The sequence below is a fragment of the Streptomyces sp. NPDC003247 genome, assembly GCF_042888135.1.
Lineage (GTDB): Bacteria > Actinomycetota > Actinomycetes > Streptomycetales > Streptomycetaceae > Streptomyces.
Window position 1 is genome coordinate 681,238 of the sequence record NZ_JBIAPF010000005.1, and the last position, 24,553, is coordinate 705,790.

At 74.0% G+C, this 24,553-nt stretch carries 23 protein-coding genes; 11 read left to right on the forward strand and 12 right to left on the reverse strand.

Annotation, left to right across the window (positions count from 1 at the left end):
* Nucleotides 1-130 precede the first annotated feature (130 nt).
* Nucleotides 131-1,468 carry a streptophobe family protein gene (locus tag ACFYWQ_RS20595; RefSeq protein ID WP_389518249.1) on the reverse strand — a complete coding sequence of 446 codons (1,338 nt, stop codon included), beginning with the start codon at nucleotides 1,466-1,468 and terminating at the stop codon, nucleotides 131-133.
* 155 nt (nucleotides 1,469-1,623) lie between these two features.
* On the opposite strand from ACFYWQ_RS20595, the gene ACFYWQ_RS20600 reads away from it, so the two are divergent.
* Nucleotides 1,624-2,868, forward strand: a complete 1,245-nt coding sequence (locus ACFYWQ_RS20600; RefSeq protein WP_389518250.1) for a DUF6777 domain-containing protein — start codon at nucleotides 1,624-1,626, stop codon at nucleotides 2,866-2,868.
* 108 nt (nucleotides 2,869-2,976) lie between these two features.
* Nucleotides 2,977-3,432 carry an ATP-binding protein gene (locus ACFYWQ_RS20605; protein ID WP_389518251.1) on the forward strand — a complete coding sequence of 152 codons (456 nt, stop codon included), beginning with the start codon at nucleotides 2,977-2,979 and terminating at the stop codon, nucleotides 3,430-3,432.
* Nucleotides 3,433-3,498: 66 nt separating this feature from the next.
* Here ACFYWQ_RS20605 and ACFYWQ_RS20610 read toward each other — a convergent pair whose 3' ends face one another.
* Nucleotides 3,499-4,386, reverse strand: a complete 888-nt coding sequence (locus tag ACFYWQ_RS20610; protein WP_389518344.1) for an RNA polymerase sigma factor SigF — start codon at nucleotides 4,384-4,386, stop codon at nucleotides 3,499-3,501.
* A 446-nt stretch (nucleotides 4,387-4,832) separates the two neighbouring features.
* Here ACFYWQ_RS20610 and ACFYWQ_RS20615 point away from each other — a divergent pair, with 446 nt between their 5' ends.
* Nucleotides 4,833-5,246: a helix-turn-helix domain-containing protein gene (locus ACFYWQ_RS20615; protein ID WP_389518252.1), complete on the forward strand. Its 414-nt coding sequence runs from the start codon at nucleotides 4,833-4,835 to the stop codon at nucleotides 5,244-5,246.
* 21 nt (nucleotides 5,247-5,267) lie between these two features.
* Here ACFYWQ_RS20615 and ACFYWQ_RS20620 read toward each other — a convergent pair whose 3' ends face one another.
* Complete coding sequence (locus ACFYWQ_RS20620) at nucleotides 5,268-5,870, reverse strand: ClpP family protease (protein WP_389518253.1); 603 nt, start codon at nucleotides 5,868-5,870, stop codon at nucleotides 5,268-5,270.
* 2 nt (nucleotides 5,871-5,872) lie between these two features.
* Entirely contained in the window at nucleotides 5,873-6,526 is a 654-nt protein-coding gene (locus ACFYWQ_RS20625) for an ATP-dependent Clp protease proteolytic subunit (protein ID WP_389518254.1), read from the reverse strand.
* 263 nt (nucleotides 6,527-6,789) lie between these two features.
* Between ACFYWQ_RS20625 and ACFYWQ_RS20630 the strand changes: the two genes are divergently transcribed.
* A complete protein-coding gene (locus tag ACFYWQ_RS20630) occupies nucleotides 6,790-7,272 on the forward strand; it encodes a VOC family protein (protein WP_389518255.1) in 483 nt (160 codons plus the stop codon).
* A gap of 70 nt (nucleotides 7,273-7,342) precedes the next feature.
* On the opposite strand, the gene ACFYWQ_RS20635 is transcribed toward ACFYWQ_RS20630, so the two are convergent.
* The 3 genes from ACFYWQ_RS20635 to ACFYWQ_RS20645 all read right to left on the reverse strand — a co-directional run bounded on the left by ACFYWQ_RS20635 (nucleotide 7,343) and on the right by ACFYWQ_RS20645 (nucleotide 10,800).
* The gene (locus ACFYWQ_RS20635; RefSeq protein WP_389518256.1) at nucleotides 7,343-8,221 is read right to left on the reverse strand and encodes a geranyl diphosphate 2-C-methyltransferase; all 879 of its coding nucleotides are present in this window, start codon (nucleotides 8,219-8,221) and stop codon (nucleotides 7,343-7,345) included.
* Between the two features lie 70 nt (nucleotides 8,222-8,291).
* Nucleotides 8,292-9,344, reverse strand: a complete 1,053-nt coding sequence (locus tag ACFYWQ_RS20640) for a family 2 encapsulin nanocompartment cargo protein terpene cyclase (RefSeq protein WP_389518257.1) — start codon at nucleotides 9,342-9,344, stop codon at nucleotides 8,292-8,294.
* A 16-nt stretch (nucleotides 9,345-9,360) separates the two neighbouring features.
* A complete protein-coding gene (locus ACFYWQ_RS20645; RefSeq protein ID WP_389518258.1) occupies nucleotides 9,361-10,800 on the reverse strand; it encodes a family 2B encapsulin nanocompartment shell protein in 1,440 nt (479 codons plus the stop codon).
* Nucleotides 10,801-11,501: 701 nt separating this feature from the next.
* On the opposite strand from ACFYWQ_RS20645, the gene ACFYWQ_RS20650 reads away from it, so the two are divergent.
* Nucleotides 11,502-12,311 carry a VOC family protein gene (locus ACFYWQ_RS20650; protein ID WP_389518259.1) on the forward strand — a complete coding sequence of 270 codons (810 nt, stop codon included), beginning with the start codon at nucleotides 11,502-11,504 and terminating at the stop codon, nucleotides 12,309-12,311.
* Nucleotides 12,312-12,388: 77 nt separating this feature from the next.
* Nucleotides 12,389-13,099, forward strand: coding sequence for a ribonuclease H (locus tag ACFYWQ_RS20655; protein WP_389518345.1), 711 nt, complete (start codon nucleotides 12,389-12,391; stop codon nucleotides 13,097-13,099).
* 15 nt (nucleotides 13,100-13,114) lie between these two features.
* On the opposite strand, the gene ACFYWQ_RS20660 is transcribed toward ACFYWQ_RS20655, so the two are convergent.
* Entirely contained in the window at nucleotides 13,115-13,567 is a 453-nt protein-coding gene (locus tag ACFYWQ_RS20660; protein ID WP_389518260.1) for an SRPBCC family protein, read from the reverse strand.
* Between the two features lie 314 nt (nucleotides 13,568-13,881).
* On the opposite strand from ACFYWQ_RS20660, the gene ACFYWQ_RS20665 reads away from it, so the two are divergent.
* From ACFYWQ_RS20665 to ACFYWQ_RS20675, 3 genes are all read left to right on the forward strand, one after another.
* Nucleotides 13,882-15,144 carry an FAD-dependent monooxygenase gene (locus tag ACFYWQ_RS20665; RefSeq protein ID WP_389518261.1) on the forward strand — a complete coding sequence of 421 codons (1,263 nt, stop codon included), beginning with the start codon at nucleotides 13,882-13,884 and terminating at the stop codon, nucleotides 15,142-15,144.
* A gap of 60 nt (nucleotides 15,145-15,204) precedes the next feature.
* On the forward strand, nucleotides 15,205-16,707 hold the full coding sequence (locus ACFYWQ_RS20670) for an MFS transporter (protein ID WP_389518262.1): 1,503 nt from the start codon (nucleotides 15,205-15,207) through the stop codon (nucleotides 16,705-16,707).
* A gap of 158 nt (nucleotides 16,708-16,865) precedes the next feature.
* Nucleotides 16,866-17,480, forward strand: a complete 615-nt coding sequence (locus tag ACFYWQ_RS20675) for a TetR family transcriptional regulator (RefSeq protein ID WP_389518346.1) — start codon at nucleotides 16,866-16,868, stop codon at nucleotides 17,478-17,480.
* Nucleotides 17,481-17,498: 18 nt separating this feature from the next.
* Here ACFYWQ_RS20675 and ACFYWQ_RS20680 read toward each other — a convergent pair whose 3' ends face one another.
* Nucleotides 17,499-19,220: a cholesterol oxidase substrate-binding domain-containing protein gene (locus ACFYWQ_RS20680; RefSeq protein WP_389518263.1), complete on the reverse strand. Its 1,722-nt coding sequence runs from the start codon at nucleotides 19,218-19,220 to the stop codon at nucleotides 17,499-17,501.
* Nucleotides 19,221-19,356: 136 nt separating this feature from the next.
* Between ACFYWQ_RS20680 and ACFYWQ_RS20685 the strand changes: the two genes are divergently transcribed.
* Nucleotides 19,357-20,340 (forward strand): aldo/keto reductase, encoded by a 984-nt coding sequence (locus ACFYWQ_RS20685; protein ID WP_389518264.1) that lies wholly within the window; start codon nucleotides 19,357-19,359, stop codon nucleotides 20,338-20,340.
* Nucleotides 20,341-20,501: 161 nt separating this feature from the next.
* Nucleotides 20,502-20,927 (forward strand): DUF6328 family protein, encoded by a 426-nt coding sequence (locus tag ACFYWQ_RS20690; protein WP_389518347.1) that lies wholly within the window; start codon nucleotides 20,502-20,504, stop codon nucleotides 20,925-20,927.
* Here ACFYWQ_RS20690 and ACFYWQ_RS20695 read toward each other — a convergent pair.
* From ACFYWQ_RS20695 to ACFYWQ_RS20705, 3 genes are all read right to left on the reverse strand, one after another.
* A complete protein-coding gene (locus tag ACFYWQ_RS20695) occupies nucleotides 20,848-21,504 on the reverse strand; it encodes a DUF2238 domain-containing protein (protein ID WP_389518348.1) in 657 nt (218 codons plus the stop codon). The two genes, ACFYWQ_RS20690 and ACFYWQ_RS20695, sit on opposite strands and share 80 nt — an antisense overlap.
* 186 nt (nucleotides 21,505-21,690) lie before the next feature.
* Nucleotides 21,691-22,662 (reverse strand): LLM class F420-dependent oxidoreductase, encoded by a 972-nt coding sequence (locus ACFYWQ_RS20700; RefSeq protein WP_389518265.1) that lies wholly within the window; start codon nucleotides 22,660-22,662, stop codon nucleotides 21,691-21,693.
* Between the two features lie 74 nt (nucleotides 22,663-22,736).
* Nucleotides 22,737-24,383 (reverse strand): serine/threonine protein kinase, encoded by a 1,647-nt coding sequence (locus ACFYWQ_RS20705; RefSeq protein WP_389518266.1) that lies wholly within the window; start codon nucleotides 24,381-24,383, stop codon nucleotides 22,737-22,739.
* Nucleotides 24,384-24,553: the final 170 nt, after the last annotated feature.

Genomic DNA, 24,553 nt, shown 5'->3' on the forward strand with positions numbered 1-24,553 from the left:
TCCCCCCGGGCGGCTTCAGTACGGCGGGCCTCGGATCGCCCCCCCGGGCGGCTTCAGTACGGCGGGCCTCGGATCGCCCCCCCCGGGCGGCTTCAGTACGGCGGGCCTCGAACCGCCCCCCCGGGCGGCCTCAGTACGGCGGGCCCCGGACCGCCCCGCCCCGCCGTCCCGCCGACGGGGTGTCCATCCGGCCGTGTCCCGTCGTCCGCCGCGCCGCCAGACCGCCCAGGAACCCGGTGGCCACCCCCCACAGCGCCGCGAGACCCAGCGCCGTCCACGTCTCGGGCCGGAGGAACAGCGTCCCCGACAGCCCGAGACCGCCCAGGTCGGTGATGCCCAGCACGGACAGGCCGTAGTGGGCGGAGACCCGGCCGACGAGGCAGATCGTCAGCACGGTGAGGACCAGGGCGACCGCCATGCGCACCGCGTGCCGCCACAGGGGCGTCCCGGCCGGCGAAGGGGCCGCCATGACGAAGGCCGCCGCCACCAGCAGCACCGCGTCCACGGCGACCAGCCACCCCACGCGGCCGTCGTGCTCCGCGAGGGTGCGCAGGTTCAGCGTGGCGGTGTCCGAGCCGCGCAGCACCTCGTCCAGCACCGGCGGCATCGGCAGCCCGAAGGGGCCGTCGACCCGGCCCTCCCAGGTGGCGCCCAGGCCGACGGTGAACGCGAGCCACGCCAGATTGGGCAGACCCAGCAGCACCACCGCGAGGGTCTCGGCCGCCCGGCCGCGCGTCACCGCCGACCACAGGGCGACGAGGACCCCCAGCGCTACGCAGGCGAGGAGCAGCACCACCATGGCGTACGCGGCAGGCCGCACCGACTCCTGGAAGCGCAGCAGCCGGGCCGGCAGCGGAGCCCCGCGCGAGACCAGCAGCGCCAGCGCCAGCACGCCGGCCAGCCACAGCAGCCCGAAGCCGAGCGTGAGCGGCACGTCGGTGGTGAACCCGAGGGTCGGGCTGATGCCGAACAGGTCCCCGAGGTCGCTGAGCGTGCCGTCGCCCAGGGAGACCGCGAACGTCTGCCGGGCCCCGAGGGCGAGGCCGAGCAGCGCGAGCAGCCACAGCACGGCGACACGGCCCGCCCAGCCGGCCAGTTCGGCCGCCCCGGCGACCGCCCGGTGCCGCAGCGGCCGCAGGAACCCGGCCGCCAGCACGAGCACCCCGACCAGCGTGACGGACAACGGGAGCACGGCCAGCCCGGCGTGGGTGCCGGCCAGCCCCCCGGCGTCCCCGGAGAGCTCCACCGCGCCGCCGACGGCCGTGACGACGGTCGCCGCCACCACCCGCGGGAACGCGCCGTCGGGCAGGTCCGCCGCTCCGGCCGCCCCCAGCCCCAGCGCGGCCGTCACGCCCATGGCGACGACCCCGGCCAGGACCGTACCGGCCGCCTGCGTCCAGCCGTGCCGGGCGACCGCCGGGCCGGCCGGGACGCCGTCCGCCCGGTCGGACGGGATGCGTGGGCTCACCCTGCCACGCTAAGCAGCGCCCGGGCGGCGCGCCTGCCGGGAGGGCCGTCCGCGTGCGCTTGCGGGCGGCGCCCGGACGGAGCACACAATGGTGAGGTCCGGGACGAGTGGCGCACAGGACAGGAACGCCGCGGAGAACCACCTCGGGAGTGCCCGTGAGCGTCGAACCGCCGTCGTCAGGCCGCCCCACGGGACCGCCCCCCGGCCCCCTCTCGGGCGCCCCCGGCCCGCACGCGCTGCCTCCCTCCGGCCCGCCCACCCGGCCTCCCCGCCCGCCGTCCCCGCCCCCCGGCGGACCGCCCCCGGGCGGCACGCCCGAGCCCCGCGGACCGTGGTGGAGGTCCGCGCCGTTCCTCGCCCTGCTCACCGCCGCGGTCGTGGCCGTGGCGGCCGTCGCGGTCGTGCTGGCCCGCACCGACGGCGGCGGCACCACCCCCGCGGGCCAGGGGGAGGTCTTCCTCCAGGCCGCGGGCGGGACCGGCCCCCACCCCTTCACCGACAACACCGCCACCGCCACGTCCGCCCCGCCCACCTCCACCGCCCCGGCGACCGGGGAGAGCGCCACCGACGTCGTCCGGGCCGTCGACGGCGGAACCGCCGGACTGTACGGCGGCACCCGCGACGTGGCCGCCTGCGACGTCGAGCGGCAGATCGCCTTCCTGCGGGCCGAGCCGGCGAGGAACCGGGCGTTCGCCTCCGTCGTCCGCGTCGACCCCGCCCAGGTCCCCGCGTACCTGCGCTCCCTGACCCCCGTCCAACTGCGCCTGGACACCCGGCTCACCAACCACGGATACAGCGACGGCGACGCCATCGGCTACCAGGCCGTCCTCCAGGCCGGCACGGCCGTCCTCGTCGACGCCCGCGGCGAACCCCGCGTCCGCTGCGCCTGCGGCAACCCGCTCACCCGGCCCATCGCCCAGAGGACCGCACCGAGGCCCACCGGCGACTCCTGGCCGTCGTACCGGCCGTCGAACGTCGTCGTGGTCGTCCCCTCGTCGGCCGTGATCGACGTCTTCGTGCTCCACGACGGCGACGGCGGCGGCTGGTTCGCGCGGGAGAGGGGCGACACCGGGCGCGAGGACCGTCCCGCCGAAGCGCCGGAGAACCCGCCCGAGCCGTCCGGGAGCTTCCCCCCGCCGGCCTCGCCGTCGGGCACCGGAGCGCCGTGCCCCTCGCCCCCCGCCGGCACTCCCGGCCCCGGGACGTGTCCGCCGACGTCGGCCGGCCCCTCCCCGCCGCCGCAGTCGCCCGCCTCACCCCCGCCGCCCTCCCCGGAGCCGGAGTCGCCCTCACCGCAGCCGCCCACCCCGCAGTCTCCCAGCGCGCCGCCCCCCGGGCCGTCGAGCGAGCCCGGTCACGAGGACTCCCCGCGGCCTGCCGGAAGCCCACCCGCCCTGTGAGCCAGCCCATGCGCGCGGGGCGCGAAGCGGGGGACTGCGCCGCCCGGCACGGGGTACGAGACCAGGTGCAGTAGCGTCCGGCCAGTCCGGCCTCCGAGAGAGAACAGCATGACCGAACACCTGGACGGGGCAGTGATACCGACTGGTTTCGACGTACCCGTGGAACCGCTGCGGCGAGCGGCGCACTACACCGGTGAACCCGGTTCGATCGCCGAGGCCCGTGCCTTCGCCGCCCACTTCGTCGACCAGCTGAGGACGGAGTGGTGCGCCACCGTCGACGAACGGGCCCTGGGGGACGTCCTCCTGGTCGTCAGCGAACTGGTCACCAACGCCGACCGGCACAGCAACGGCCCCTACATCCTGGAACTGGAGGGCACCGAGGCCTCGGTCACGGTGGGGGTCTACGACAGCAGCGACGCGCTGCCCCTGCGCTTCCCCAAGGACCCCCAGCGCATCGGCCGGCACGGTCTGGAGATCGTGCACGCCCTCGCCGCCGAGGTCACCGCCGAGCGCATCCCGGTCGGCAAGCGCGTCCGCGCCGTGGTCGGACTCGCACGGCGGTGACCGGGCCCGCTCCTACGGCGCGCCGCGGGCGGCGAGCCGTGGGGCGGGGGGCCACGGCGTCGGGGGTCAGGCGCAGCCCAGCTCGCCCAGCATTCCCTGGCGCAGCCGCGTGATGATCCTCTTGATCAGGCGGGAGACGTGCATCTGGGAGCAGCCGAGCCGCTCACCGATCTCCGCCTGGGTGGCCTCCTCCACGAACCGCAGATGCAGGATCTGCCGGTCGCGCTCACTGAGCTGGGCCATCAGCGGCGCGAGCGAGTGGAAGTCCTCGACGAGCCGCAGCCCGTACTCCTCCACGCCGATGAAGTCGGCCAGCACCGCCTCGCCGTGCTCCGGGCCGTCCCCGGTGAGCGCGGCGTCGAGCGAGGAGGAGTTGTAGCCGTTGGCGGCGATCTGCGCCTCGACGACCTCGGCCTCGGACAGGTTCATCAGCGTGGCCAGCTCCGCGACCGTCGGCTCCCGGTCCAGCCGGCTGGCGAGCTCGTCGCGGGCCTTGGCCAGTTCGACGCGGAGTTCCTGGAGCCGGCGCGGCACGTGCACCGCCCAGGTCGTGTCGCGGAAGAAGCGCTTGATCTCACCGACGATGTAGGGCAGCGCGAACGACGTGAACTCCACCTCGCGCGCGATCTCGAACCGGTCGATGGCCTTGATCAGACCGATCATGCCGGTCTGGACGATGTCCTCCATGTCGTCGCCGCGGCCCCGGAACCGCCCGGCCGCGAACCGCACCAGCGACATGTTCATCTCGATGAGGGTGTTGCGCGCGTACTGGTACTCGTGCGTGCCCTCCTCGAGTTCCGTCAGCCGCTGGAAGAACTGACGGGAGAGCTCCCGCGCGTCGCGGGGGGCCACGCTGCTCGGGTCCTCGACTCCCGGCAGCGGCGTGCCACCCGTGCCGGTCCCGGCGCTGTCCTCGACGACCTGAGCCTCCGACCCGATCACGGCGGTGTGCATTCCCTCTCCCACGTCAGTCACGGTACGACGTCTGCTGTTCCCGGCCCGTGAGCGGACCGGGTGCCGCAGGTCCGCTCATCGGGCGGATACCCCGAGTCGGCCGACCCATGCCGAGCGTATGCGGATCCGTCGCGCCGCGGCGGGGACGCCGGCGGGGAAAGCGCCGACGGCCCGGTGGCGACGCGGTGCGGAAGGCCGGGCGTACCGGTGGTCCGGCGGGTGCCGCGGACGGTGGGACATGTTCGTCCGTCCGGGGGACGCCCCGCGCGGCGACGCGGACTTGGCGGGTGACGGGGACGACCCGCGCGGCGACGCGGACCGGACGCGCCGCGTGCGCCGCTCCTCGCGGGCGTAGGCCGGTGGGAGGCCCGTGAGGGGCGGGCGATTCCCCTGAGGGCGGAATGCCGCGCCCTTCCCGTCCCGGCTCCCGCTCCTAGGCTGTGAGGGTGAGCAACCGAGCGAACCGAGCGCCGAACCAAGCCCGCGTCATCCCGCTGCGCCCACCGGCCGGGCGCCAGGGGACCGCCCACGTCGCCGACCCTCCGCCCGCCCCCAGGGAGCCCCTCTGGCGCGACCTCGTCGGTGACGTCCTGCGCCGCGAACGCCAGGCGCAGGAGCGGACGTTGCAGGACGTCGCCGACACCGCCCGTATCTCCATGCCGTACCTGTCCGAGGTGGAGCGCGGCCGCAAGGAGGCCTCCTCGGAGGTCCTCGCGGCCGCCGCCCACGCCCTCGGCCTGACCCTCGGCGACCTGCTGGAGCGTGCCCGGGGCGAACTCGTCCGGGCGGCCGGCCGGCGCGCCGGAGCCCGGCGCACGCCGGCTTCCTCGTCGTACGACGGGCTCTGCCTGGCCGCCTGAGGGACCGTGTGGGCCGGCGTCTCACATGTGCGGCAGACGCCGGCTCAGCACCTCGTCGGCCAGGCCGTACGCCACGGCCTCCGGTGCGGTGAACACCTTGTCGCGGTCCATGTCCGCCCGCAGGGTGGTGACGTCGTGGTGGGTGTGCCGGGCCAGCACCTCCTCCACCTGGGCGCGGATGCGGACCATCTCCCGGGCCTGGAGGGCGAGGTCGGAGACGGTGCCCCGGCTGCCCCCGCTGGCCGGCTGCCCGAGCAGCACGCGCGCGTGCTCCAGCACGAACCGCCGGCCGGGATCGCCGCCGGCCAGCAGCACGGCCGCCGTCGAGGCCGCCTGCCCGACGCAGAACGTCGAGACCGGCGCCTGCACGAAGGTCATCGTGTCGTAGATGGCCATCAGCGAGGTGAACGAGCCGCCGGGCGAGTTGATGTAGACCGCGATCTCGCGCTCCGGCGCCGACGACTCCAGATGGAGGAGTTGCGCGATGACCACGTTGGCGACCCCGTCGTCGATCTCGGTGCCGAGGAAGATGATCCGCTCCGACAGCAGCCGGCTGAACACGTCGTAGGACCGCTCGCCCAGCGGGGTCCGCTCGACGACGTTCGGAATCGTGTACGTCCCCATGCCTACAGCCCCGTCCGCCGCTTCGAGGCGGCCGGGCGGATGTCGGCGAGCGACTCCACGACGCGGTCCACCATGCCGTACTCCCGGGCCTCCTCGGCCGTGAACCAGCGGTCGCGGTCACCGTCCCGGGAGATGGTCTCCAGGCTCTGGCCGGTGTGCTCGGCGGTGATGCGCTCGATGGTCCGCTTGGTGAACTCCAGGTTCTCCGCCTGGATCTCGATGTCGGCGGTGGTGCCGCCGATCCCCGCCGACGGCTGGTGCATCATGATCCGCGCGTTCGGCAGGGCGTACCGCTTGCCGGGCGCGCCGACGCTGAGCAGGAACTGGCCCATGCTGGCCGCGAATCCGACGGCGAGCGTGGAGACGTCGTTCGGGACGAGCCGCATCGTGTCGTAGATGGCCAGGCCCGCGTGGACCGATCCGCCCGGGCTGTTGACGTACAGGCTGATGTCGGTGCGCGGGTCCTCCGCGGACAGGATCAGCAACTGCGCGCAGACCCGGTTCGCGGACACCTCGTCGACCTGGGTGCCGAGCAACACGATGCGCTGCCCGAGCAGGTGGGCGGCGAGCTGGTCGTCGAAGCGGGAGGGAGGGGTGTCGCCCTCCTCGGCCCGGGGCGAGCGGGCCGGTGCGGGACCGGAGGCGAGTGGGGACATGGACGCTCCTCGTCGGGACGGGCGCGGCACCGGTCGCCGCGCTCCCCCCACCCTCGGGGCGGGCACGGCCCTACGGCGGATTTCCCTGCCCTCGGCAGATTCGCCGAGGGCAGAGCGCCCGCCGCGCGGGTCCGTCGCGTCCGCCGCGCGGGCCCGTTCCCGGACGGGTGACGAGTTCCGGCGCGGGCGATGAGTTCCGGGGCGCCCACCGGTCCACACCGACGAGCGCGCTCCGCGTTCCGTCACCGCACCAGGAGGACCGCATGACCACCGACGGATTCACCACGTGTCTCTGGTTCGACGGCCAGGCCGAGGAGGCCGCCCACCACTACGTGTCGATCTTCAAGAACTCCGGCGTCGGGAACGTCACCCGCTACACCGAGGCCGGGCCGGGCGTCCCCGGGGCCGTGGTCACCGTGGAGTTCACCGCGAACGGCCAGAAGTTCGTCGCGCTCAACGGCGGCCCGCAGTTCCGCTTCAACGAGGCGATCTCCTTCCAGATCGACTGCGCCGACCAGGAGGAGGTCGACCACTACTGGGACCGGCTCATCGAGGGCGGTGGCGAGCCCGGCCCCTGCGGCTGGCTCAAGGACAAGTACGGGGTGTCCTGGCAGGTCGTCCCCACCGTGCTCCTGGAGATGATCACCGACCCCGACCGGGAGAAGGCCGCCCGCGCCACCCGGGCCATGCTCTCGATGGGCAAGTTCGACATCGCCGCCCTCCGCAAGGCCTACGACGGACGGTAGCGCCCCCCGTCCGTCACCGCGGGCACCGGCCGGGATCCCCCGGTCACCGGCCGGTGCCCCCGCTCCGCCGTCAGACCCGGTCGGCCGCGATCAGCAGGTACTGGAAGCTGCCGTTGCGGTACGCGGACAGGAACGTCTCCTCGATGCCCGTCACCAGGTGCTCGGCCCGGCTGCGCAACTCCCAGTAGGGCAGCGCCGCCTCGGTGAGGTCCTCCACGTGCACCGGGACGAGCCGGTTGCGGGCCAGCGCCCGGAAGTAGGCGGAGCGCGGATGGATGTCGCAGATGTAGTGGGCGTTGATGAGCGACACCTCGCGCGAGGCCTGCCCGTACGTGTCGTTGTAGCAGCCGGTGATCACCACGTACCGTCCGCCGCGGCGCAGCAGCCGGGCGTGTTCGGCGAACAGCAGGTCCAGCTCGACGTACATGGTGGACTCGTTGTTCCAGGAGGCCGCGTACGCGCCGGTCGGCAGACCGGTGTCGAGCATGTTGCGGTGGTGGTAGCGGACCTTGTCGGCGATGCCCCGCTTGCGGGCCTGCTCACCCGCGAACTCGGCCTGCTTCGCGGAGATCGTCACGCCGTCCGCGTGGCAGCCGTAGCGCAGGTGCGCCACCACGCTGCCGCCCCCTCGCCCGCATCCGGCGTCGAAGACGCGGTCGGACGGGGCGAGCGGGCCGAGCCGGGCGGCGAGGAGTTCGGCCTGGGCGTGTTCCAGCCGGTGCAGCTCCGCGGTGACGAGCTCCCGGCGCAGAGCGGAGTCGGCCTCGTCGAGCACCGACCGGTCGGCCTCCCCGATGCCGTAGTGGTGGTGGTAGAGGTCGTCGATCCTGCCGAGTTCCAGGTTGACCGGGTTCTCCTCGGTGTTCCAGTAGTCCGCGACGCGGTTCTGGTACGTGGACTGGGTCGGCACCGGCGCGGTCGTGGGGCGGGCGTCGTGGGCTGTGGTCAACGGTGGCTCCTCGTCGTGCTGGGCAGAGCTGAACAGGGCTGAGCAGAGCGGGCGGTCGAAGGGCCGGCGCTCACCAGTAGTCGGGGAGGTGGTAGCGGTGGGTGTTGGTGGCGTGCCACTCGTGGTTGCCGGCCACCCAGTCGGACAGGCCCCGGGTGTAGCGCTCGACCAGGGGGGAGGTCGCGGCGAGCAGGGCGGCCTCCTCCTCGAACGCCTCCATGATCTGGTTGTGGATCTCGACCGACCTCAGGTACGCCGCCTTCAGCCCGCGGCGGTCGTTGGCGGCGACGACCTGCGGCAGATTGAGGTGGCTGGGGTCGGCCGCCAGCTCCTTGGTGAAGGAGTACAGGTCGTTGACGAGGGTGGTCGCGTTGGCCGCGAGCGCGGTGACCCGCTGGATCTCGGGGCGGGCGTAGAGCTGGTCGGGCAGCTCGTAGCCGTCGACGGCGTCGACGATCGACAGGCACGGGCGGAAGTTGTTGAACTGCCGCATCACCAGGTACTCCCACACCCGCGGCGCGTACCGTGCCTCGCCCCAGGCCGCTTCGGCGAGGTAGCCCAGGTGCAGCCGGGCGATGTCGTGCACGAACCGGTTGGTCTGGCCGGGTGTGGCCAGGACCGCGTAGTCCTTGAGCGCCCAGTGGTACGAGCGCAGCGGCCCGTCGGCCTGCATGCCCCGCGCCCACTCCGCCTGGAGGCCGGGCGGGCCGTGGTAGGGGTCCAGCGCGGACTGGGCCAGGATCAGCCGTCCGCCCAGTCCGCTGCGCGAGCCGCCCTTGTCCTCGTCCTCCTCGCAGTAGCAGTTGTCGACGATGTTCTCGGCGAGCAGCAGCTTGCCGGCCACGGTGAGGCGTTCCATGTCGGCCGCGCCCGGATGCTGGAGCACCACGGCGCGGCCGAACTGGAACCCCGCGAAGTCCCCGTTCCAGGCCGCCGGGAACAGGTCCAGGCGGCGGGCCCACTCCTCCAGCCGGCGGTCGACCTCCGCGGCCTTGGCGGGGTCGGCGGGGGCCACCTGCCGGTACCGCAGGCCGGGGATCGCCCCGCCGCGCCGGGCCCGCACCCGGGCGGCGAGGTTCGGCGGGCCGGGCAGCGCACTCCCGGTGCGCGACGGCGTGTTCATCGTGAGCTCCGGGCGGTCACTCGGCCGTCCGGCCGATCTGTACGTTCTCCAGGATTCCGGCCGCGTCCGGGACGAGGACGGCCAGCGAGTAGTAGGCGGTCACCAGGTAGCGGATGATCGAGTTGGCGTCGATGCCCATGAACCGCACGTTCAGGCCGGGCTGGAACTCCTCGGGGATGCCCGTCTGGTACAGGCCGACGACCCCCTGGTCGGCCTCGCCGGTACGCAGCGCGAGGATGCTGCTGGTGTGCTGCGCGCTGATCGGGATCTTGTTGCAGGGGAAGACCGGTACCCCGCGCCAGGCCGGGACCTCGTGCCCCTGGACGGTGGCCGTGCCCGGCACCAGACCACGCCGGTTGCACTGCCGGAAGAACGCCGCGATCGCCTTGGGGTGGGCGAGGAACAGCTTGGTCCCGCGCCGCATCGACAGCAGCTCGTCCATGTCGTCCGGGGTCGGCGGACCGGTGAAGGTGCTCACCCGCTGCCCGTGGTCGGCGTTGTGCAGCAGCCCGAACTCCCGGTTGTTGACCAGTTCCCACTCCTGCCGTTCGCGGATCTCCTCGACCGTCAGCCGGAGTTGCTGCTCGGTCTGGTCCATCGGGTGGTTGTAGAGGTCGGCGACCCGGGTGTGGACGCGCAGCACGGTCTGGGTGAGGGACAGCTCGTACTCGCGCGGCGCGAGGTCGTAGTCGACGAAGCCGCCCGACACCGTCGGCTCGCCCGAGTGGCCGGCCTGCACCGGCAGCTCCGCCTCGCCCTTGCGGTTCATCGGCAGCCGCTGCCGCCGGACATGGGCGTCCAGGTGCGCGGCGAGGGACGGCACCCGCCCGATGAACTCGCGCACCACGTCCCAGGGGAGCGCCAGCACGACGCCGGAGGTCTCCGCGCGCACCGAGGCCAGCCACAGCGGGTCGTCCTGGCCCACGGCCTCGTCGCCGAGCTGGTCCCCGCCGGAGACGACTCCGATGATCTCCTCCTCGCCGTACTTGCCGGAGGTGAAGCGGGTGAACCGGCCGTGGACGACGAGGTACGCCTCCGTGACCGGCTGACCGGCCTCGAAGAGCACCTGCCCGGCCCGGACCTCCCGCGTCTGGAAGCGGCCGGCGAGCTCCCGCAGGACGCCGGTGTCGCCGTAGCCGCGCAGGATCGGCAGCTCGGTGAGGGTCTCCGGCACGACCCGGACGTCGTCCGCGCCGTTGTGCACGAACTGCACCCGGCCCCGGCCGACCCGGAGCTGGAGTCGCCGGTTGACGCGGTAGGTGCCGCCCTTGACGTCCACCCAGGGCAGCATCCTGAGCAGCCAGCGCGAGCTGATGGCCTGCATCTGGGGCTCGGTCTTGGTGGTGGTGGCGAGCCGGCGTGCCGCCTCGGTGCCGAGACTGGTGAGCGGACGGCCGGCGGGATCGGGCGCCGGTTCCCCGGTCGTGGGGTCGGTGACGCTTTCCGGTGTGGACACATTGCCTCCAGGGGAGACGGACGGGACGGGCGGAGAGGCCGGGACGGGTCGTCTCGGAGGTGCGCCCGACCAGCCAAGCACCCTGTGTGACGCCGGTGGTACGGCGCGTGAGGGGTTGCTTCGCGTCACGGGGACGCGCAAACCCGCCGGACGGGGCGAGGAGCGCTCCCCGGGGAAGACGGCCGCTCCGGTGTGCTCCCGCACGCCTGTGGGACGGCCGGGGAAGCGGGGCAGGCGGTGACGTTCCGTCGCCCCCGGGGGGTGGGGAGGCGCGGTCCGGCAAGGCGCGGGACGCTTGGCGCGCGGAGCGACGCGCGGGTGACTAGCGTGAGGGAACGAACGAACCCGCCCGGACGGATGAACGACCGGACGAACAGACCGCCGGACGAACGGACCGACGGACAGGCCGGCGGAGGAACGGACCGACGGACAGACCGACGGACAGGCCGGCGGAGGAACGGCCGCCGGACCCGGACCGCCGGACAGACCGGCCGACGAAGGGCCGGCGGACGAACGGACCGGCGGACGGACCGCCGGACCGGCGGACGGACCGCCGGACCGCCGGACGTACCGCCGGACCGCCGGACGTACCGCCGGACCGCCGGACGTACCGCCGGACCGCCGGACGTACCGCCGGACCGCCGGGCGTACCGGCGGACCCGCCGCGCCGGGCAACCCGTCACGACGGAAGGGCCGCCGCCATGGCCGTGCAACCTGAGGGAGCCCCGTGCTGGGCCGACGCGATGTTCGGTGACCTCGACGGGGCGAAGAGCTTCTACGGCGAGGTCCTCGGCTGGACCTTCGGCGTGTCCTCGCCCCAGTACGGCTACTACACCCAGGCCTTCGCCGACGGCCGGACGGTCGCCGCCGTCGTCCCGCCCATGCCCGGCCAGGAGGGCCCGTCCCAGTGGTGCCTGTACCTGGCCTCCCGGGACGCCGCCGCGACCGCCGCGAAGATCCGCGAGAACGGCGGCGAGGTGCTGATGGAGCCGACGCAGGTCGGTGAGTTCGGCACGATGTGCCTGGCCCGGGAGCCCAGCGGCGCCGTGTTCGGCGTGTGGCAGGCGGGCACCCACGAGGGCTTCGCGACGATGGGCACCCCCGGCGCCTACGCCTGGGCCGAGGTCTTCACCCGCGAGCCCGCGGCGGCGGACGCCTTCTTCTCCGCCGTCTTCGGCTACGGCCAGAAGCGGATGGAGGGCGAGGCGATCGACTTCCGCCTCTACGACCTCGGCGAACGACCCCTCCTCGGCCGGATGCGAATGGGGGACGACTTCCCGCCCGAGGTCCCGTCTTACGTCAACGTCTACTTCGCCGTCCCCGACTGCGAGGGCGCCGTCGCCACGGCCACCGGGCTCGGCGCCACCCTGCGGTCCGGTCCGATGGGCACGCCGTTCGGCCGGTTCGCCGCCCTCACCGACCCGCAGGGCGCGAACTTCTCGGTGATCGACGTCACCACCACCGAGGGCGACCTGCCGAAGATCACGGAAGTCTCCGACGACAGGGTCTAGCGGCGGCCGGGCCGCCCCCGCGGCCGGGTCCCTCGCGGCCCGCCCCCCGGTGGCCGGACACCCCGCCCGACCGTGGCATCATCGTGCACATGCGTGAACGTGTGGTGGCCGCGTGCGACGGGGCTTCGAAGGGGAACCCGGGACCCGCCGGCTGGGCCTGGGTGATCTCCGACGCCAGTGAGGGCCCGGCCCGCTGGGAGGCCGGCCCGCTCGGCAAGGCCACCAACAACGTCGCCGAACTGACCGCGCTGGAGCGCCTGCTGGCCGCCGTCGACCCGGACGTGCCGCTGGAGATCCGGATGGACTCGCAGTACGCGATGAAGGCCGTCACCACCTGGCTGCCCGGCTGGAAGCGCAACGGCTGGAAGACGTCCGCCGGGAAGCCGGTCGCCAACCAGGACCTGGTGGTGCGCATCGACGAACTGCTCGACGGCCGCACCGTCGACTTCCGCTACGTGCCCGCCCACCAGGTCGACGGCGACCCGCTCAACGACTTCGCCGACCGGGCGGCCAGCCAGGCGGCGGTCGTCCAGCAGCCCGCGGGCAGCGCCCTCGGCTCGCCCGAGCCGCCGCCCTCGCCCGACACCCCGCCGGCCACGGGCGCACGACGCCGGACCGCCGGGGGCAAGGCACCCCGGCGGTCCGGTGGTTCGTCGTCCCGCACGATCAAGGCAAAGTTCCCCGGCCGCTGTGCGTGCGGACGGTCCTACGCGGCGGGGGAACCGATCGCCAAGAACGACCAGGGCTGGGGCCACCCGGAGTGCCGCACGGCGTCCGCCGCCGGGTGACCGGGCCGGCGTCGGTCAGGTGACCACGCCGCGCCAGCCCCCGGTCTCGTGGCCGCGCTCCTCGATGAACTCCTTGAAGCGCTTGAGGTCTCCCTTCGTCTGCCGCTTCACGAACCCCAGCTTGTCCGCGATGGTCTCCGCAATGCCTTCCGGCTCGAAGTCCATCTGGAGCATGACCTTGGTGTGGTCCGCGTCGAGACGGTGGAAGGTCACCACGCCGGCCTGCCGGGACTCCCCGCCGACCGTCGTCCAGGCGACCCGCTCGTCCGGGATCTGCTCGGTGATCTCGGCGTCGAACTCGCGGTGCACGCCGTTCACGTCCGTGACCCAGTGGGTGAGCGTGTCGGTGCGCTGTTCGATGCGCTCCACCCCGCTCATGAACTCGGGGAACGTCTCGAACTGCGTCCACTGGTTGTAGGCCGTGTGCACGGGGACACCGACCTCGATGGATTCCTCGACCTGCGTCACGGTCGTCTCCTCCTTCACTCTCTTCGGGTACGCAGCCCCGGGTACCCCTGGCCCGCGCCCCGAACCCCGTCGGCCGACCGGGCCCGCGGGGTGGTGCGCGCCGGAACCCGGAAGAGGCAATTCCTTTCCGTGGAAACGATCCTTCCGGTGATTTTCACACCGGGCCCGTCGGGTCGGCGGTGTGACATACATGAAAAACAAGGCGGAATCGGCCGAATGGGGCAGCGAGTCCTACAAGCCGACTGCTACTCTGCGTCGTCAATCGGCCACGGTCAGTCCGTCCGGCCGCGTTCCGTCCATGCCAAGAGGTGTGTGTGAAGGTCGCCTGTGTCGGCGGTGGGCCCGCGGGCCTGTATCTCTCGATCCTGCTCAAGCGGCAGGACCCGTCCCATCGCATCACCGTGTACGAGCGCGGCCCCGAGGGCTCGACCTACGGCTGGGGAGTCACCTACTGGCAGGCCCTCCTCAACGAACTCCACGCCCGCGACCCCGAATCGGCCCGCGCCCTCGAAAACGGCTCCGTCCGCTGGAACCAGGGCGTCGCCGACGTCCGCGGCCTGACGATCCGTCAGCCCGGAGACGTGGGCCACGGCATCGGCCGCCACCGGCTGCTGGAGATCCTCGCCGACCGCGCCCGGAACCTCGGCGTCCAGCTGGAGTTCGAGCACGAGATCACGGCCGACGACCCGCCGGAGGCCGACCTCCTCGTCGCCGCCGACGGCGTCCACAGCGCCCTGCGCACCCGCCACGCCGACCACTTCGGCACGGACCTCACCATGGGCCGCAACCCCTACCTCTGGCTCGGCACCACCCGCGTCTTCGACTCCTTCACCTTCGCCTTCGTGGAGACCGGCCACGGGTGGATCTGGTGCTACGGCTATCCCTGCGGCGCCGGGCGGAGCACCTGCGTGATCGAGTGCGGCCCCCGGACCTGGACCGGACTGGGCCTGGACCGGGCGAGCGAGGCCGACGGACTGGCCCTGCTGGAACGGCTCTTCGCGCACGTCCTCGACGGCCACCCCCTCATCGGCCGCGCCCCCGCCGGCGGCCGCGCCCGGTGGCTGACCTTCCGCACCCTCACCAACCGCGCCTGGTACCGCGGCAACCTCGTCCTCCTCGGCGACGCCGCCCACACCACCCACTACTCCACCGGAGCGGGCACCACCCTCGCCCTGGAGGACGCCTTCGCGCTGGCCGACGCCCTGCGGGAGTGCGCCGACCTCCCGCAGGCCCTCGCCCGCTACGAACACGAACGCAAGGCCGCCCTGCTCCCCGCGCAGAGCGCCGCCCGGCACAGCGCCCAGTGGTACGAGAGCCTGACCCGCTACATCGACCTCCCCCCGGAGCAGATGTTCGCCCTGCTCGGCCAGCGCCACTCACCCCTGCTCCCGTACGTCCCGCCCCGGCTCTACTACCGACTCGACCGGGCCGCCGGGCAGCTGGAGGCGCTGCGCCGGTTCAAGCGCTGGCTGGGCCCGAGGCTCGCCCGGACCGCGCACGGGCGGGCGTCGGCCTGGCGCGCAGGGCACGGAGAGGCTCTCCCGGCTTGGGTGAATGGCGATTCACCACTAGGGTGAATCGCCATTCACCCGTATTCCGGGTTCCTTCTGTCAGTTCCCTCCGTCCAGGGAGTGCCCATGGCGTCGCCCGGTCCGATACCCGCCTCCCCGACCGCCGCGGGCCGACGCCCCGACGGTCTGCGGGCCCGCCTCACCGTCCCGGTCCTCGCGTACTGCGGCACCCTCATGGCCGTCATGCAGACCGTCGTCGTGCCGCTGCTGCCCGACCTGCCCCGCCTCACCGGTGCCTCGGCGGGGGCGGTCTCGTGGACGGTGACGGCGTCCCTGCTGTCCGGCGCCGTCCTCACCCCGGTCCTCGGCCGCGCGGGCGACATGTACGGCAAGCGGCGGGTGCTGCTCCTGTCGTTCGCGCTGATGACCACCGGGTCGGTGATCTGCGCCCTGACGTCGGAGATCGGCGTGCTGATCGCGGCCCGCGTCCTCCAGGGCGCCGCCGCCGCCGTCGTACCGCTGTCGATCAGCGTCCTGCGCGACGAACTCCCGCCGCAGCGCCGGGACTCCGCCGTGGCGCTGATGAGCGCCACCGTCGGCATCGGCGCCGCGCTGGGTCTGCCGGCCGCCGCGGTGGTCGTGCAGTACGCCGACTGGCACGTGATGTTCTGGGTGACCGCCGCCCTCGGGGCGACCGGCGTCGCGCTGATCGGGTGGGCCGTGCCGCCGTCGCCGGTGCGCCGGCCCGGACGGTTCGACGTCACGGGCGCGCTGGGCCTGGCCGCCGGGCTGATCTGCCTGCTCCTCGCCGTGTCCCAGGGCGGTCAGTGGGGCTGGGGCAGCGCCCCGGTCCTGAGCCTGTTCCTCGGCGCCGTCGTCGTACTGGGCCTGTGGTGGCGGCAGCAGCTGCGCACCCCCGCGCCCCTGGTGGACCTGCGGCTGGTGTCCCGTCCCCGGGTCGGCCTCCCGCACGTGGCGGCCCTCCTCACGGGCTTCGCGTTCTACGCCAACACGCTGGTGACGGCCCAACTGGTACAGGCGCCCGAGGCCAGCGGCTACGGACTCGGGCTGTCCATCGTCCAGACGGGCCTGTGCCTGCTGCCCGGCGGCCTCAGCATGCTGCTCCTCTCCCCGGTCGCCGCCCGCGTCTCCGCGTCCCGGGGCCCGCGCGTCACGCTCGCCCTCGGGGCGGCCGTGATCGCCGCGGGGTACGGGGTGCGCATCGCCGACAGCCGCGACCTCTGGATGATCATGCTGGGGGCCACGGTGGTGGCCATGGGCACCACCCTCGCCTACTCGGCCCTCCCGGCGCTGATCCTGCGCGCGGTCCCGGCCGACCAGACCGCCTCCGCCAACGGGGTCAACGTCCTGATGCGCACGATCGGCCAGGCCGGTTCCAGCGCCGTCGTCGCCGCGATCCTGGTGCACCACACCAGCCCGGTCGGCGGGCTGCCGGTACCGACGCTCCACGGTTACCTGCTGACGTTCGGTGCCGCGGGCACCGTCGCGCTCGCCGCGTGCGCGGTGGCGCTGACCGTCCCCGGCGGTCCCGACGCCGAGCCGGGCCTCGCGGGCGCGGAACCGGGCCGGACCCGGTCCGTGGCGGACGGGGCGATGGAGGGAACATGACCGCCGTGAGCACTCCACCCGGAACCGACCCGCCCCGGACCGCGGCAGCCGACGCGGACCCGCACGGCACGGACCCGCACGGCACGGACCCGCGCGGCACGGACCCGCGCGGCACGGACCCGCGCGGCACGCCGGCCGCAGGCCCGCCCGCGGACGGCGTGCCCGGGGACGGCACCCCCGCGCGGAACGCCCCGGCCCGTCCCGCCGCCCGGCGCGACACCGGTCCCGCCCGGCGCGACGCCGAGTCGACCAAGGCGGCCATCCTGCGCGCCGCCCGGCACCTCCTCGCCCGTCACGCGCCCGCCGACATCACCCTCAAGGCCGTCGGGGAACGCGCCGGGGTGAGCGCGCCGCTGGTCGTGAAGTACTTCGGCAACAAGGAGGCCCTTGTCGCGCGCGTGATGTCCTTCGAGGAGGACGCCGACGCCCTGCTGGACGCCCCTCTGGAGCGGCTCGGCCGCCACATGGTCCGGCACGTGGTGGTGAGCCAGCGCGAGCGCGGCGCCGACCCGCTGCTGCGCATCGCGTTCGCCCCGCTGCACGGCGACCACGGCGACGTGCTGCGCGCCAACTTCGGGGCCCAGGTCACCGCCCGTCTCGCGGCCCGCCTCCCGGGCCCCGACGCCGGTCTGCGCGCCGAGCTGGCCGTGGCCACCCTGCTCGGCCTCGGGGTGATGTTCGGCATCGCCTGCGGCCCGGAGCTGCGGGCGGCCCCGGCCGACGAGATCGCCGACCGCTACGGACCGACCGTCCAGGCCCACCTCACGCCGTAGCCCCCAGGCGCACAAGGCCTACCCGAACAGCCGCGTGTGCAGCGGGGCACGGAAGACCCGGTGCGGGTCCAGCCGTTCCAGGGTGTCCGCCGCCCCGGTCCACACCGGGCCGAAGGAGGACGGCACGGCCGTGCCCAGCACGTCCTCGTCGCTCCACGCGGACGTGCCGGTGTACCCCCAGCCCTTGGACCACTCGACCCGGGTCAGGGCGTGCGTGCCGTCGTACGTCGTCAGCAGGAACGCCTCCAGCTCGCGGTAGAACGCCTCGGCGTGCGGGGTGCCGGGCAGCGTCAGCACGTCCAGCCAGACCGCCGTGTCCCACTCCGGGTGGTCCGCGTCGGGCCGCAGCGCCGACAGCGACGGCGCCCGCGCTCCCGCCCGCCCGGTGTCCGACGGGTCGTCGAGCCCGGTGACGCGGATCTCCACCGCGCCGTTGACGGGGAACCGCCCGGCGGCGGCGTACGCGTCGAGCCGCTCCCGGTAGAACGCGGTGAACTCCGCGACCACCCGCTGCACCCGGTCCCGGCGGGTGAGCACCGCGTATCCGTTGGCGTGCACCCGCAGGGTGGTCGGCCTCAGGTACAGCAGCGTGTTCTTCGACGGCCCCCAGATGTCCGCCGACACCGTCGCCACCAGCCCCAGCGCGGCCGCGTCGAACTGCGCGTTGCCCAGTACCGGCGCCAGGTACCAGGCCGCGCCCGACACCATCCGCCCGACCAGGTCCGCCACCGGCGTCGGGACGCTGTCGGAGAACGGATAGTTGTACGGGGACGTCACCCGCCGTGAGGTGAGCGGCTTGACCGGCTCCACCGACCACACCTTCAGCCACGGGAACTCGGTGAACGCGAACCAGATCGCCTCCGCCCGCCCGTCCGACTCCAGGAAGCTCTCCAGGGTCCGCCCGTCGGAGCCGGGCGCCGCGAACAGCTCGCCCGCCGGGATGTCCGTACGGCTGACGCAGCGCAGCCGGGTGTCGGGCCCCACCCGCAGGGTCACCTCCGTCACCAGGGAACGCCCCAGGTGGGTGAGGAGCGCGGCGCAGTCCGCCTCGTCCCGGGTGAACGTGCGCAGCGCGTACGCGCCGTCGGCCGGGTCCCACACCACGGCGGTGAGGGAGAGCACGAGGTTGCTGAGCGACCCGTAGGTGTGTCCGGGCAGCCGCCGCTCGCCCCGCGCGGGCACGGCGGTGCCGTGGGCGCCGACGGCCAGGGCGCCGCCCAGCGTCAGGTCCCCGGGCGCGGGCGACGCGGTGACGCCGAGGCCGTGTCCTTCGAGGAAGGTGAGCAGGGCCTCCAGCGTGACCCCGGTACCGGCACGGACCTCGTCGGCCGACTCCAGGGCCAGGCCGTCGAAGTGCGGGGCGGTGTCGACGAGCAGGACCCGCGCGTCCGACGGCGTGCCCTCCGCGACCGTCAGCGGCGACCAGCCGTGCGAGGCGCCCCGGGCCCGCACCGTCCAGCCCTGCCGCCACGCCCAGTTGACGACGGCGACCGCCTGCGCGGGACCGTCGGGCGCGCAGGCCCACAGTCCGACGGCGGTGATCTCGCCGTCCCAGTTGCGGTACGCCGTGCGGGAGAGGGCCACGCCCGCCGGGAAGCCGGGCAGTTCCGCCGCCGCGGCGGCCGGGTCCGCCGCGATCAGACATGGCCCGGCGGCCAGGGCGGTCGCGGCGCGCAGCAGGCCGCGGCGGGTCCAGGACGTGTCTCCCGGCTGATGGTTGCTCAGTGAACGATCAGTCACGGGCTCACGCTAGGGGTCCGTCCGCGCGGAGGGCCCGACCGTCGAACATCATCACTCGTGCGGGTGAAAGATTCACAGGTGGCGGGCCGGAACGGCCGGTTCACCGCAAGTCCGGGACGGATGACAGACTGACGCCATGGACGAGCGCGAATTCGGTAGGTCTGGTCAGCACGCATCCGTCGTCGGCCTCGGCACCTGGCAACTGGGCGCCGACTGGGGAGACGTCGACGACAAGGAGGCCCTGGCGGTCCTGGAGGCGGCGGCCGAGTCGGGGGTCACCTTCTTCGACACCGCCGACGTCTACGGCGACGGGCGCAGCGAGCAGACCATCGCCACCTTCCTGAGCAGCCGCCCCGACCTGCACGTGCTGGTCGCCACGAAGATGGGCCGGCGCGTGGACCAGATCCCGGAGAACTACGTCCTGGACAACTTCCGCGCCTGGAACGACCGCTCCCGGCGCAACCTCGGCGTCGACCGCATCGACCTGGTGCAGCTGCACTGCCCGCCCACCTCCGTCTACTCCTCCGACGAGGTCTTCGACGCCCTCGACACCCTGGTGGAGGAGGAGCGCATCGCCCACTACGGCGTCAGCGTGGAGACCTGCGCCGAGGCCCTCACGGCGATCGCCCGGCCGGGCGTGGCGAGCGTGCAGATCATCCTGAACGCCTTCCGTATGAAGCCCCTGCGCGAGGTGCTCCCCGCGGCCCGGGAGGCCGGCGTCGGCATCATCGCCCGCGTCCCGCTCGCCTCCGGCCTGCTGTCGGGCAAGTACACCAAGGACACCGTCTTCCCGGAGAACGACCACCGCACCTACAACCGGCACGGCGAGTCCTTCGACCAGGGCGAGACCTTCTCCGGCGTCGACTACGCCACCGGCGTCGAGGCCGCCGCCGAGTTCGCCGCCCTCGCCCCCGAGGGGTACACCCCGGCCCAGCTGGCGCTGCGCTGGATCGTGCAGCAGCCCGGCGTCACCACCGTGATCCCCGGGGCCCGCTCGCCCGAGCAGGCCCGCGCCAACGCGGCCGCCGCCAGGCTGCCCGCCCTCCCGGAGACGACCCTGGCCGCGATCGGGGACCTGTACGAGCGGCGGATCAAGGAGCAGGTCGAGGGCCGCTGGTAGCGGCCCGGGCGGCGGACCGAGGAAAGCGCCGCCCAGGGGGTACTCGCCGGGGAGACGACCGAACAGTCGAGCGACCCGGGGAGGACCAGGTGACCGACACCGCGGCGGAGGCCGAGCGGCGCAGAGGGCGCAACGAGACGGAGGAGGAGCGGGCGGACCGGATGTGGGGGGAGCTGATCCAGGAGGTCCGCGTCGCCCAGACGGGCGTCCAGATCCTCTTCGGCTTCCTGCTCACGGTCGTGTTCACCCCGCGCTACCTGGAGCTGACGGACGTCGACCGGGGCATCTACATCGTGACCGTCGTCCTGGGCGCCTGCGCGACCGGCGCCCTGATCGGCCCGGTCTCCCTGCACCGGCTGGTCGCCGGGCGACGCGTGAAGCCGCAGGCCGTCCAGTGGGCCTCCCGGATGACCTTCGTCGGACTGGTGCTGCTGCTCGCCACGATGACCGCGGCACTGCTGCTGATCCTGCGGGTGGCGACCGACGGCGGCTTCGTGCCCTGGCTGGTCAGCGCAGTGGTGCTGTGGTACGCGCTGTGCTGGTTCGCGGTGCCGATGTGGACCCGTCGCCGCTATACGTCGCGGTGACGCGCGGCGCCTGAAGCCGCCGCAGCGCGCGGTCGTGCACCCTGCTCAGCAGCAGGAGCGACAGCGTGGCCCCGATCAGCGCGCAGAACATGTCCCACTGCGTGTCCCACACGTCGCCCTGCGTGGCGAGGAAGGCGTCCGCCGCCTGCCCGCCGATCACGGCCGCCGCCCACTCGAACATCTCGAAGACGGCGCTGAAGGCCAGGCACGCGCACACCGTCAGCGGCGCCAGCCAGCGGCTGCCGCGCAGCGGCGAGGTACGGCTCAGCAGCTCGCGCACCAGGATCGCGGGCACGAACCCCTGCATGAGGTGGCCGAACCTGTCGTACGGGTTGCGGTCCAGGTGGAGGGCGTCGCGCGCCCAGTCGCCCAGCGGGACCTGCGCGTAGGTGTAGTGGCCGCCCAGCGCGAGCACCAGGGCGTGGGCCGCGAGAAGACCGCACAGCAGCCCGGTGAGCGGGAACCGCCGCCAGGCCAGCACCACCACCGGCAGCCCCACGAGGATCCACACCGTCTCCAGGAACCAGGTGGTGCGGTCGTGGGGGTGCCAGGCGGACAGCGCCAGCCCCGCGACCACCACCCCGGCCGCCACGACGGGAAGGGTGCGGCGCGGGGCGACGGGCGCGGGCGCCGGGGCGGGCACGGGTGTCAGGGCGGGCGCAGGGTTCACGGAAGGCTCCTTGTCGGTGGAGCCCCATCGTGGAACACCGCCGGGGCGACGGCATGAGTACGGCTACTCAAGGCCGCCCTGGGCACGCCCCCGTCAGCCGAAGGCGTCCCGCAGCGCGGGCAGCAGCGTCTTCTCCGACCACTCCAGGAACGCCGGCTGGGAGTCGCCGCCGATCTGCACCAGGGCGATCTCGGTGAAACCGGCCTCGGCGTACGGGCGTACGGCCTCCACGAAGTCGTCCGGGTCGTCGCCGCAGGGGATCGAGGAAGCGACGTCGTCCGGTGTCACGAACCGGGTCGCCGCCTCGAAGGAGTCCGGGTGCGGCAGTTCGGAGTTCACCTTCCAGCCGCTGCCGAACCAGCGGAACTGCGCGTGCGCCCGCTTCACCGCCGTCTCTCGGTCCGGGTCGTGGCACACCGGCAACTGGCCCACCCGCGGCTTGCCGGCGCCGCCGTGCCGGTCGAACGCCTCCAGCAGCCCGGACTTCGGCTCGGTGGCGATCACCAGATCGGCCAACCGGCCCGCGAGCCGGCACGACTGCTCCCCGGAGACGGCGATGCCGAGGGGCGTCGGCTCGTCCGGCAGGTCCCACAGCCGCGCCGACTCCACGTCGAAGTGCGTGCCGTGCCGCGTCACGTGCCCGCCCTCGAACAGCGCGCGGATGATGTCCACCGCCTCCTCGAGCATCTCGTGCCGTACGTCCACGGAGGGCCATCCGCCGCCCACCACGTGCTCGTTGAGGTTCTCCCCGGAGCCCAGCCCCAGCCGGAACCGGCCCCCGGACAGCAGTTGCATCGTCGCCGCCTTCTGGGCGACCACCGCCGGGTGGTAGCGCATGGTCGGACAGGTCACGTACGTCATCAGCGGGATGCGGGACGTCGCCTGCGCGGCGGCGCCCAGCACGCTCCAGGCGTACGGCGCGTGACCCTGCGCGCGCAGCCACGGAAAGTAGTGGTCCGACGTCACCGAGAAGTCGAAGCCCGCCTCCTCGGCCCGTACCAGGTGGTCGACCAGGTCACGAGGGCCGGCCTGCTCGGTCATCATCGTGTATCCGATTCGCACCATGCGTCCCGGGTCCCCGGCGGGACGGCGGGGAAACGGGCCACGGGCGGCCGGGGAGTGCCCTCGCCCGGAACGCGTCAGCCCGCGACGGGCCGGAAGGTGCGCAGGAAGGTGTCCAGGGCCCGCCGGTTCCCGGTCTGCTCCCAGTCGGCGGCGGGCGTCGTCCAGCGGAGCGAGAAGCCGCGGTGCCCGCCGAGGAGGAACCCGCGCCCGAAGGTGCGCACCGGGGTGCCGTCGACGTCGACCAGCCACTCCATGTCGGCGGCCGCGTACCCGTGGTACGTCGTCGCCTCGATCGTGCCGACGCGCCGGAAGCCGTCCGCCCGCCGCAGACCGGGCTCGACGGTGTCGCGCCAGACGGCGACCGGGTCGGGGCCGACGCGTTCGCTGTAGGTCACCGCGAGGGTGCGCGGGTCGCCCGCCGCGCCGAAGGTGACGCGGTAGGAGGCGTCGGCGGTGCGGGAGGTGTCCAGCCGTTCCCAGCCGTCGGGCAGGGCGACGGAGAACCCCTCCGGCGCCCGGTAGAGGCGGTAGCCGGCCGGCACCGCGCCGGTGGAGGCCGGGGCGGACGGAGTCGGCGACGCCGTGGGCGACGGCGGGGCGGACGCGGACGCCGACGCGGACGCGGTCGGCTCGGGTGCCGCGGTGGTCGGGGCTCTGTCGCCCACGTCGTCGCCGCCGGACGGGGCGGGGGACGTGGACGGAGGCGCCTGCGCACCGCCGGCCGTCGCCTCGCCCCCGACCGGCAGCCGGCCCGTCGCGGCGAGGGCGGCGACCGCCACCGTGACCACGGCCAGCGCCGTCCCGGCGGCCATGGCCCGGCCGCTCCACCGCGGGCCGAGGATCCGGGTGACGGGGTACGCCCGCCGCGGCCGGGGCGCGGGCACCGGGTGCGGACGCTCGTCGAGGACGCGGGTGAGGGCCTGGCGCGCCACCGGCCGGGTCAGCCGCTCCCGGGAGTCCTTGCGCAGCAGCCCCTGCACGGTCGGGCCGAGGGCACCGGCCCGCAGCGGTGTCCGCAACGGCAGCCGGTCCACGCTCCGCAACGTCGTCCCGGGCTGGTCCCGGTCCCGGTACGGCGGCCGTCCCTCGACGGCCGTGTAGAGGATCGCGCCCAGCGCCCAGAGGTCGGCGGCCGGTCCGATCCGCTCGTCCCGCGCCTGCTCGGGCGAGGCGTACGAGGGCGCCGCGAGCCGGGGCGCGAGCGTCGCGCCGGCCAGGCCGAATCCCGTCACGACGACCGGCCCGTCCGCCCGGACGAACACCTGGCCGGGGCTCAGCTCGCCATGGGTGATGCCCTCCCCGTGGGCGGCCTCCAGCACGTCGAGCAGCTCCAGCCCGAGCGCGGCCGCCCACAGCGGGCCGAACGCCCCCCGCTGCTCCAGGAGCTGCCCCAGCGGCTGCCCGTCGATCCACTCGGTGACCGTCCACAGGGAGCCCCCCTCCGCGACGGCGTCGAGGACCGCGGCGACCCGGCCGGGACAGACCCGGGCCATCGTCCGCGACATGCGCACCACGCGGTCGGCGGCCTGCTCCGCCCCCTGGGCGTCCTGGCCGGCGGGCAGTCCGATCCGGGTCACCAGGCACGGCCGGGCGCCCGCACCCGCCTCGGCGTACTCCCCGTACCAGCTGACACGGTTCGTCTCCCGCTGGACGACGTCGAGGAGCCGGTACCGTCCGGCGACCAGCTCGTGTCTGGAGACGTGCGCCTTGACCATGGTCATCCCTCGCTGGGTCCCCGGAAAGCTCCTTTCCCACTGGTACGGCGGACGACGGGGCATCCGTTCAAAAAGGACGCCAAGCGGCCGCGATTCCTGTCTTTCATTCAAAAAAGGCCGGGCGGATGCGCCGGAATAACGGCGTCACCTCGCCCGGTCCGGCGGCCCGACCAGCG

Bases quoted from the DNA above. Each gene is read 5' to 3' on its own strand.
- ACFYWQ_RS20605 (WP_389518251.1), top strand. From the start codon at position 2,977: ATGACCGAACACCTGGACGGGGCAGTGATACCGACTGGTTTCGACGTA.
- ACFYWQ_RS20610 (WP_389518344.1), bottom strand. From the start codon at position 4,386: ATGCACACCGCCGTGATCGGGTCGGAGGCTCAGGTCGTCGAGGACAGC.
- ACFYWQ_RS20620 (WP_389518253.1), bottom strand. From the start codon at position 5,870: ATGGGGACGTACACGATTCCGAACGTCGTCGAGCGGACCCCGCTGGGC.
- ACFYWQ_RS20625 (WP_389518254.1), bottom strand. From the start codon at position 6,526: ATGTCCCCACTCGCCTCCGGTCCCGCACCGGCCCGCTCGCCCCGGGCC.
- ACFYWQ_RS20630 (WP_389518255.1), top strand. From the start codon at position 6,790: ATGACCACCGACGGATTCACCACGTGTCTCTGGTTCGACGGCCAGGCC.
- ACFYWQ_RS20640 (WP_389518257.1), bottom strand. From the start codon at position 9,344: ATGAACACGCCGTCGCGCACCGGGAGTGCGCTGCCCGGCCCGCCGAAC.
- ACFYWQ_RS20650 (WP_389518259.1), top strand. From the start codon at position 11,502: ATGGCCGTGCAACCTGAGGGAGCCCCGTGCTGGGCCGACGCGATGTTC.
- ACFYWQ_RS20670 (WP_389518262.1), top strand. From the start codon at position 15,205: ATGGCGTCGCCCGGTCCGATACCCGCCTCCCCGACCGCCGCGGGCCGA.
- ACFYWQ_RS20685 (WP_389518264.1), top strand. From the start codon at position 19,357: ATGGACGAGCGCGAATTCGGTAGGTCTGGTCAGCACGCATCCGTCGTC.
- ACFYWQ_RS20690 (WP_389518347.1), top strand. From the start codon at position 20,502: ATGTGGGGGGAGCTGATCCAGGAGGTCCGCGTCGCCCAGACGGGCGTC.
- ACFYWQ_RS20700 (WP_389518265.1), bottom strand. From the start codon at position 22,662: ATGGTGCGAATCGGATACACGATGATGACCGAGCAGGCCGGCCCTCGT.
- ACFYWQ_RS20705 (WP_389518266.1), bottom strand. From the start codon at position 24,383: ATGACCATGGTCAAGGCGCACGTCTCCAGACACGAGCTGGTCGCCGGA.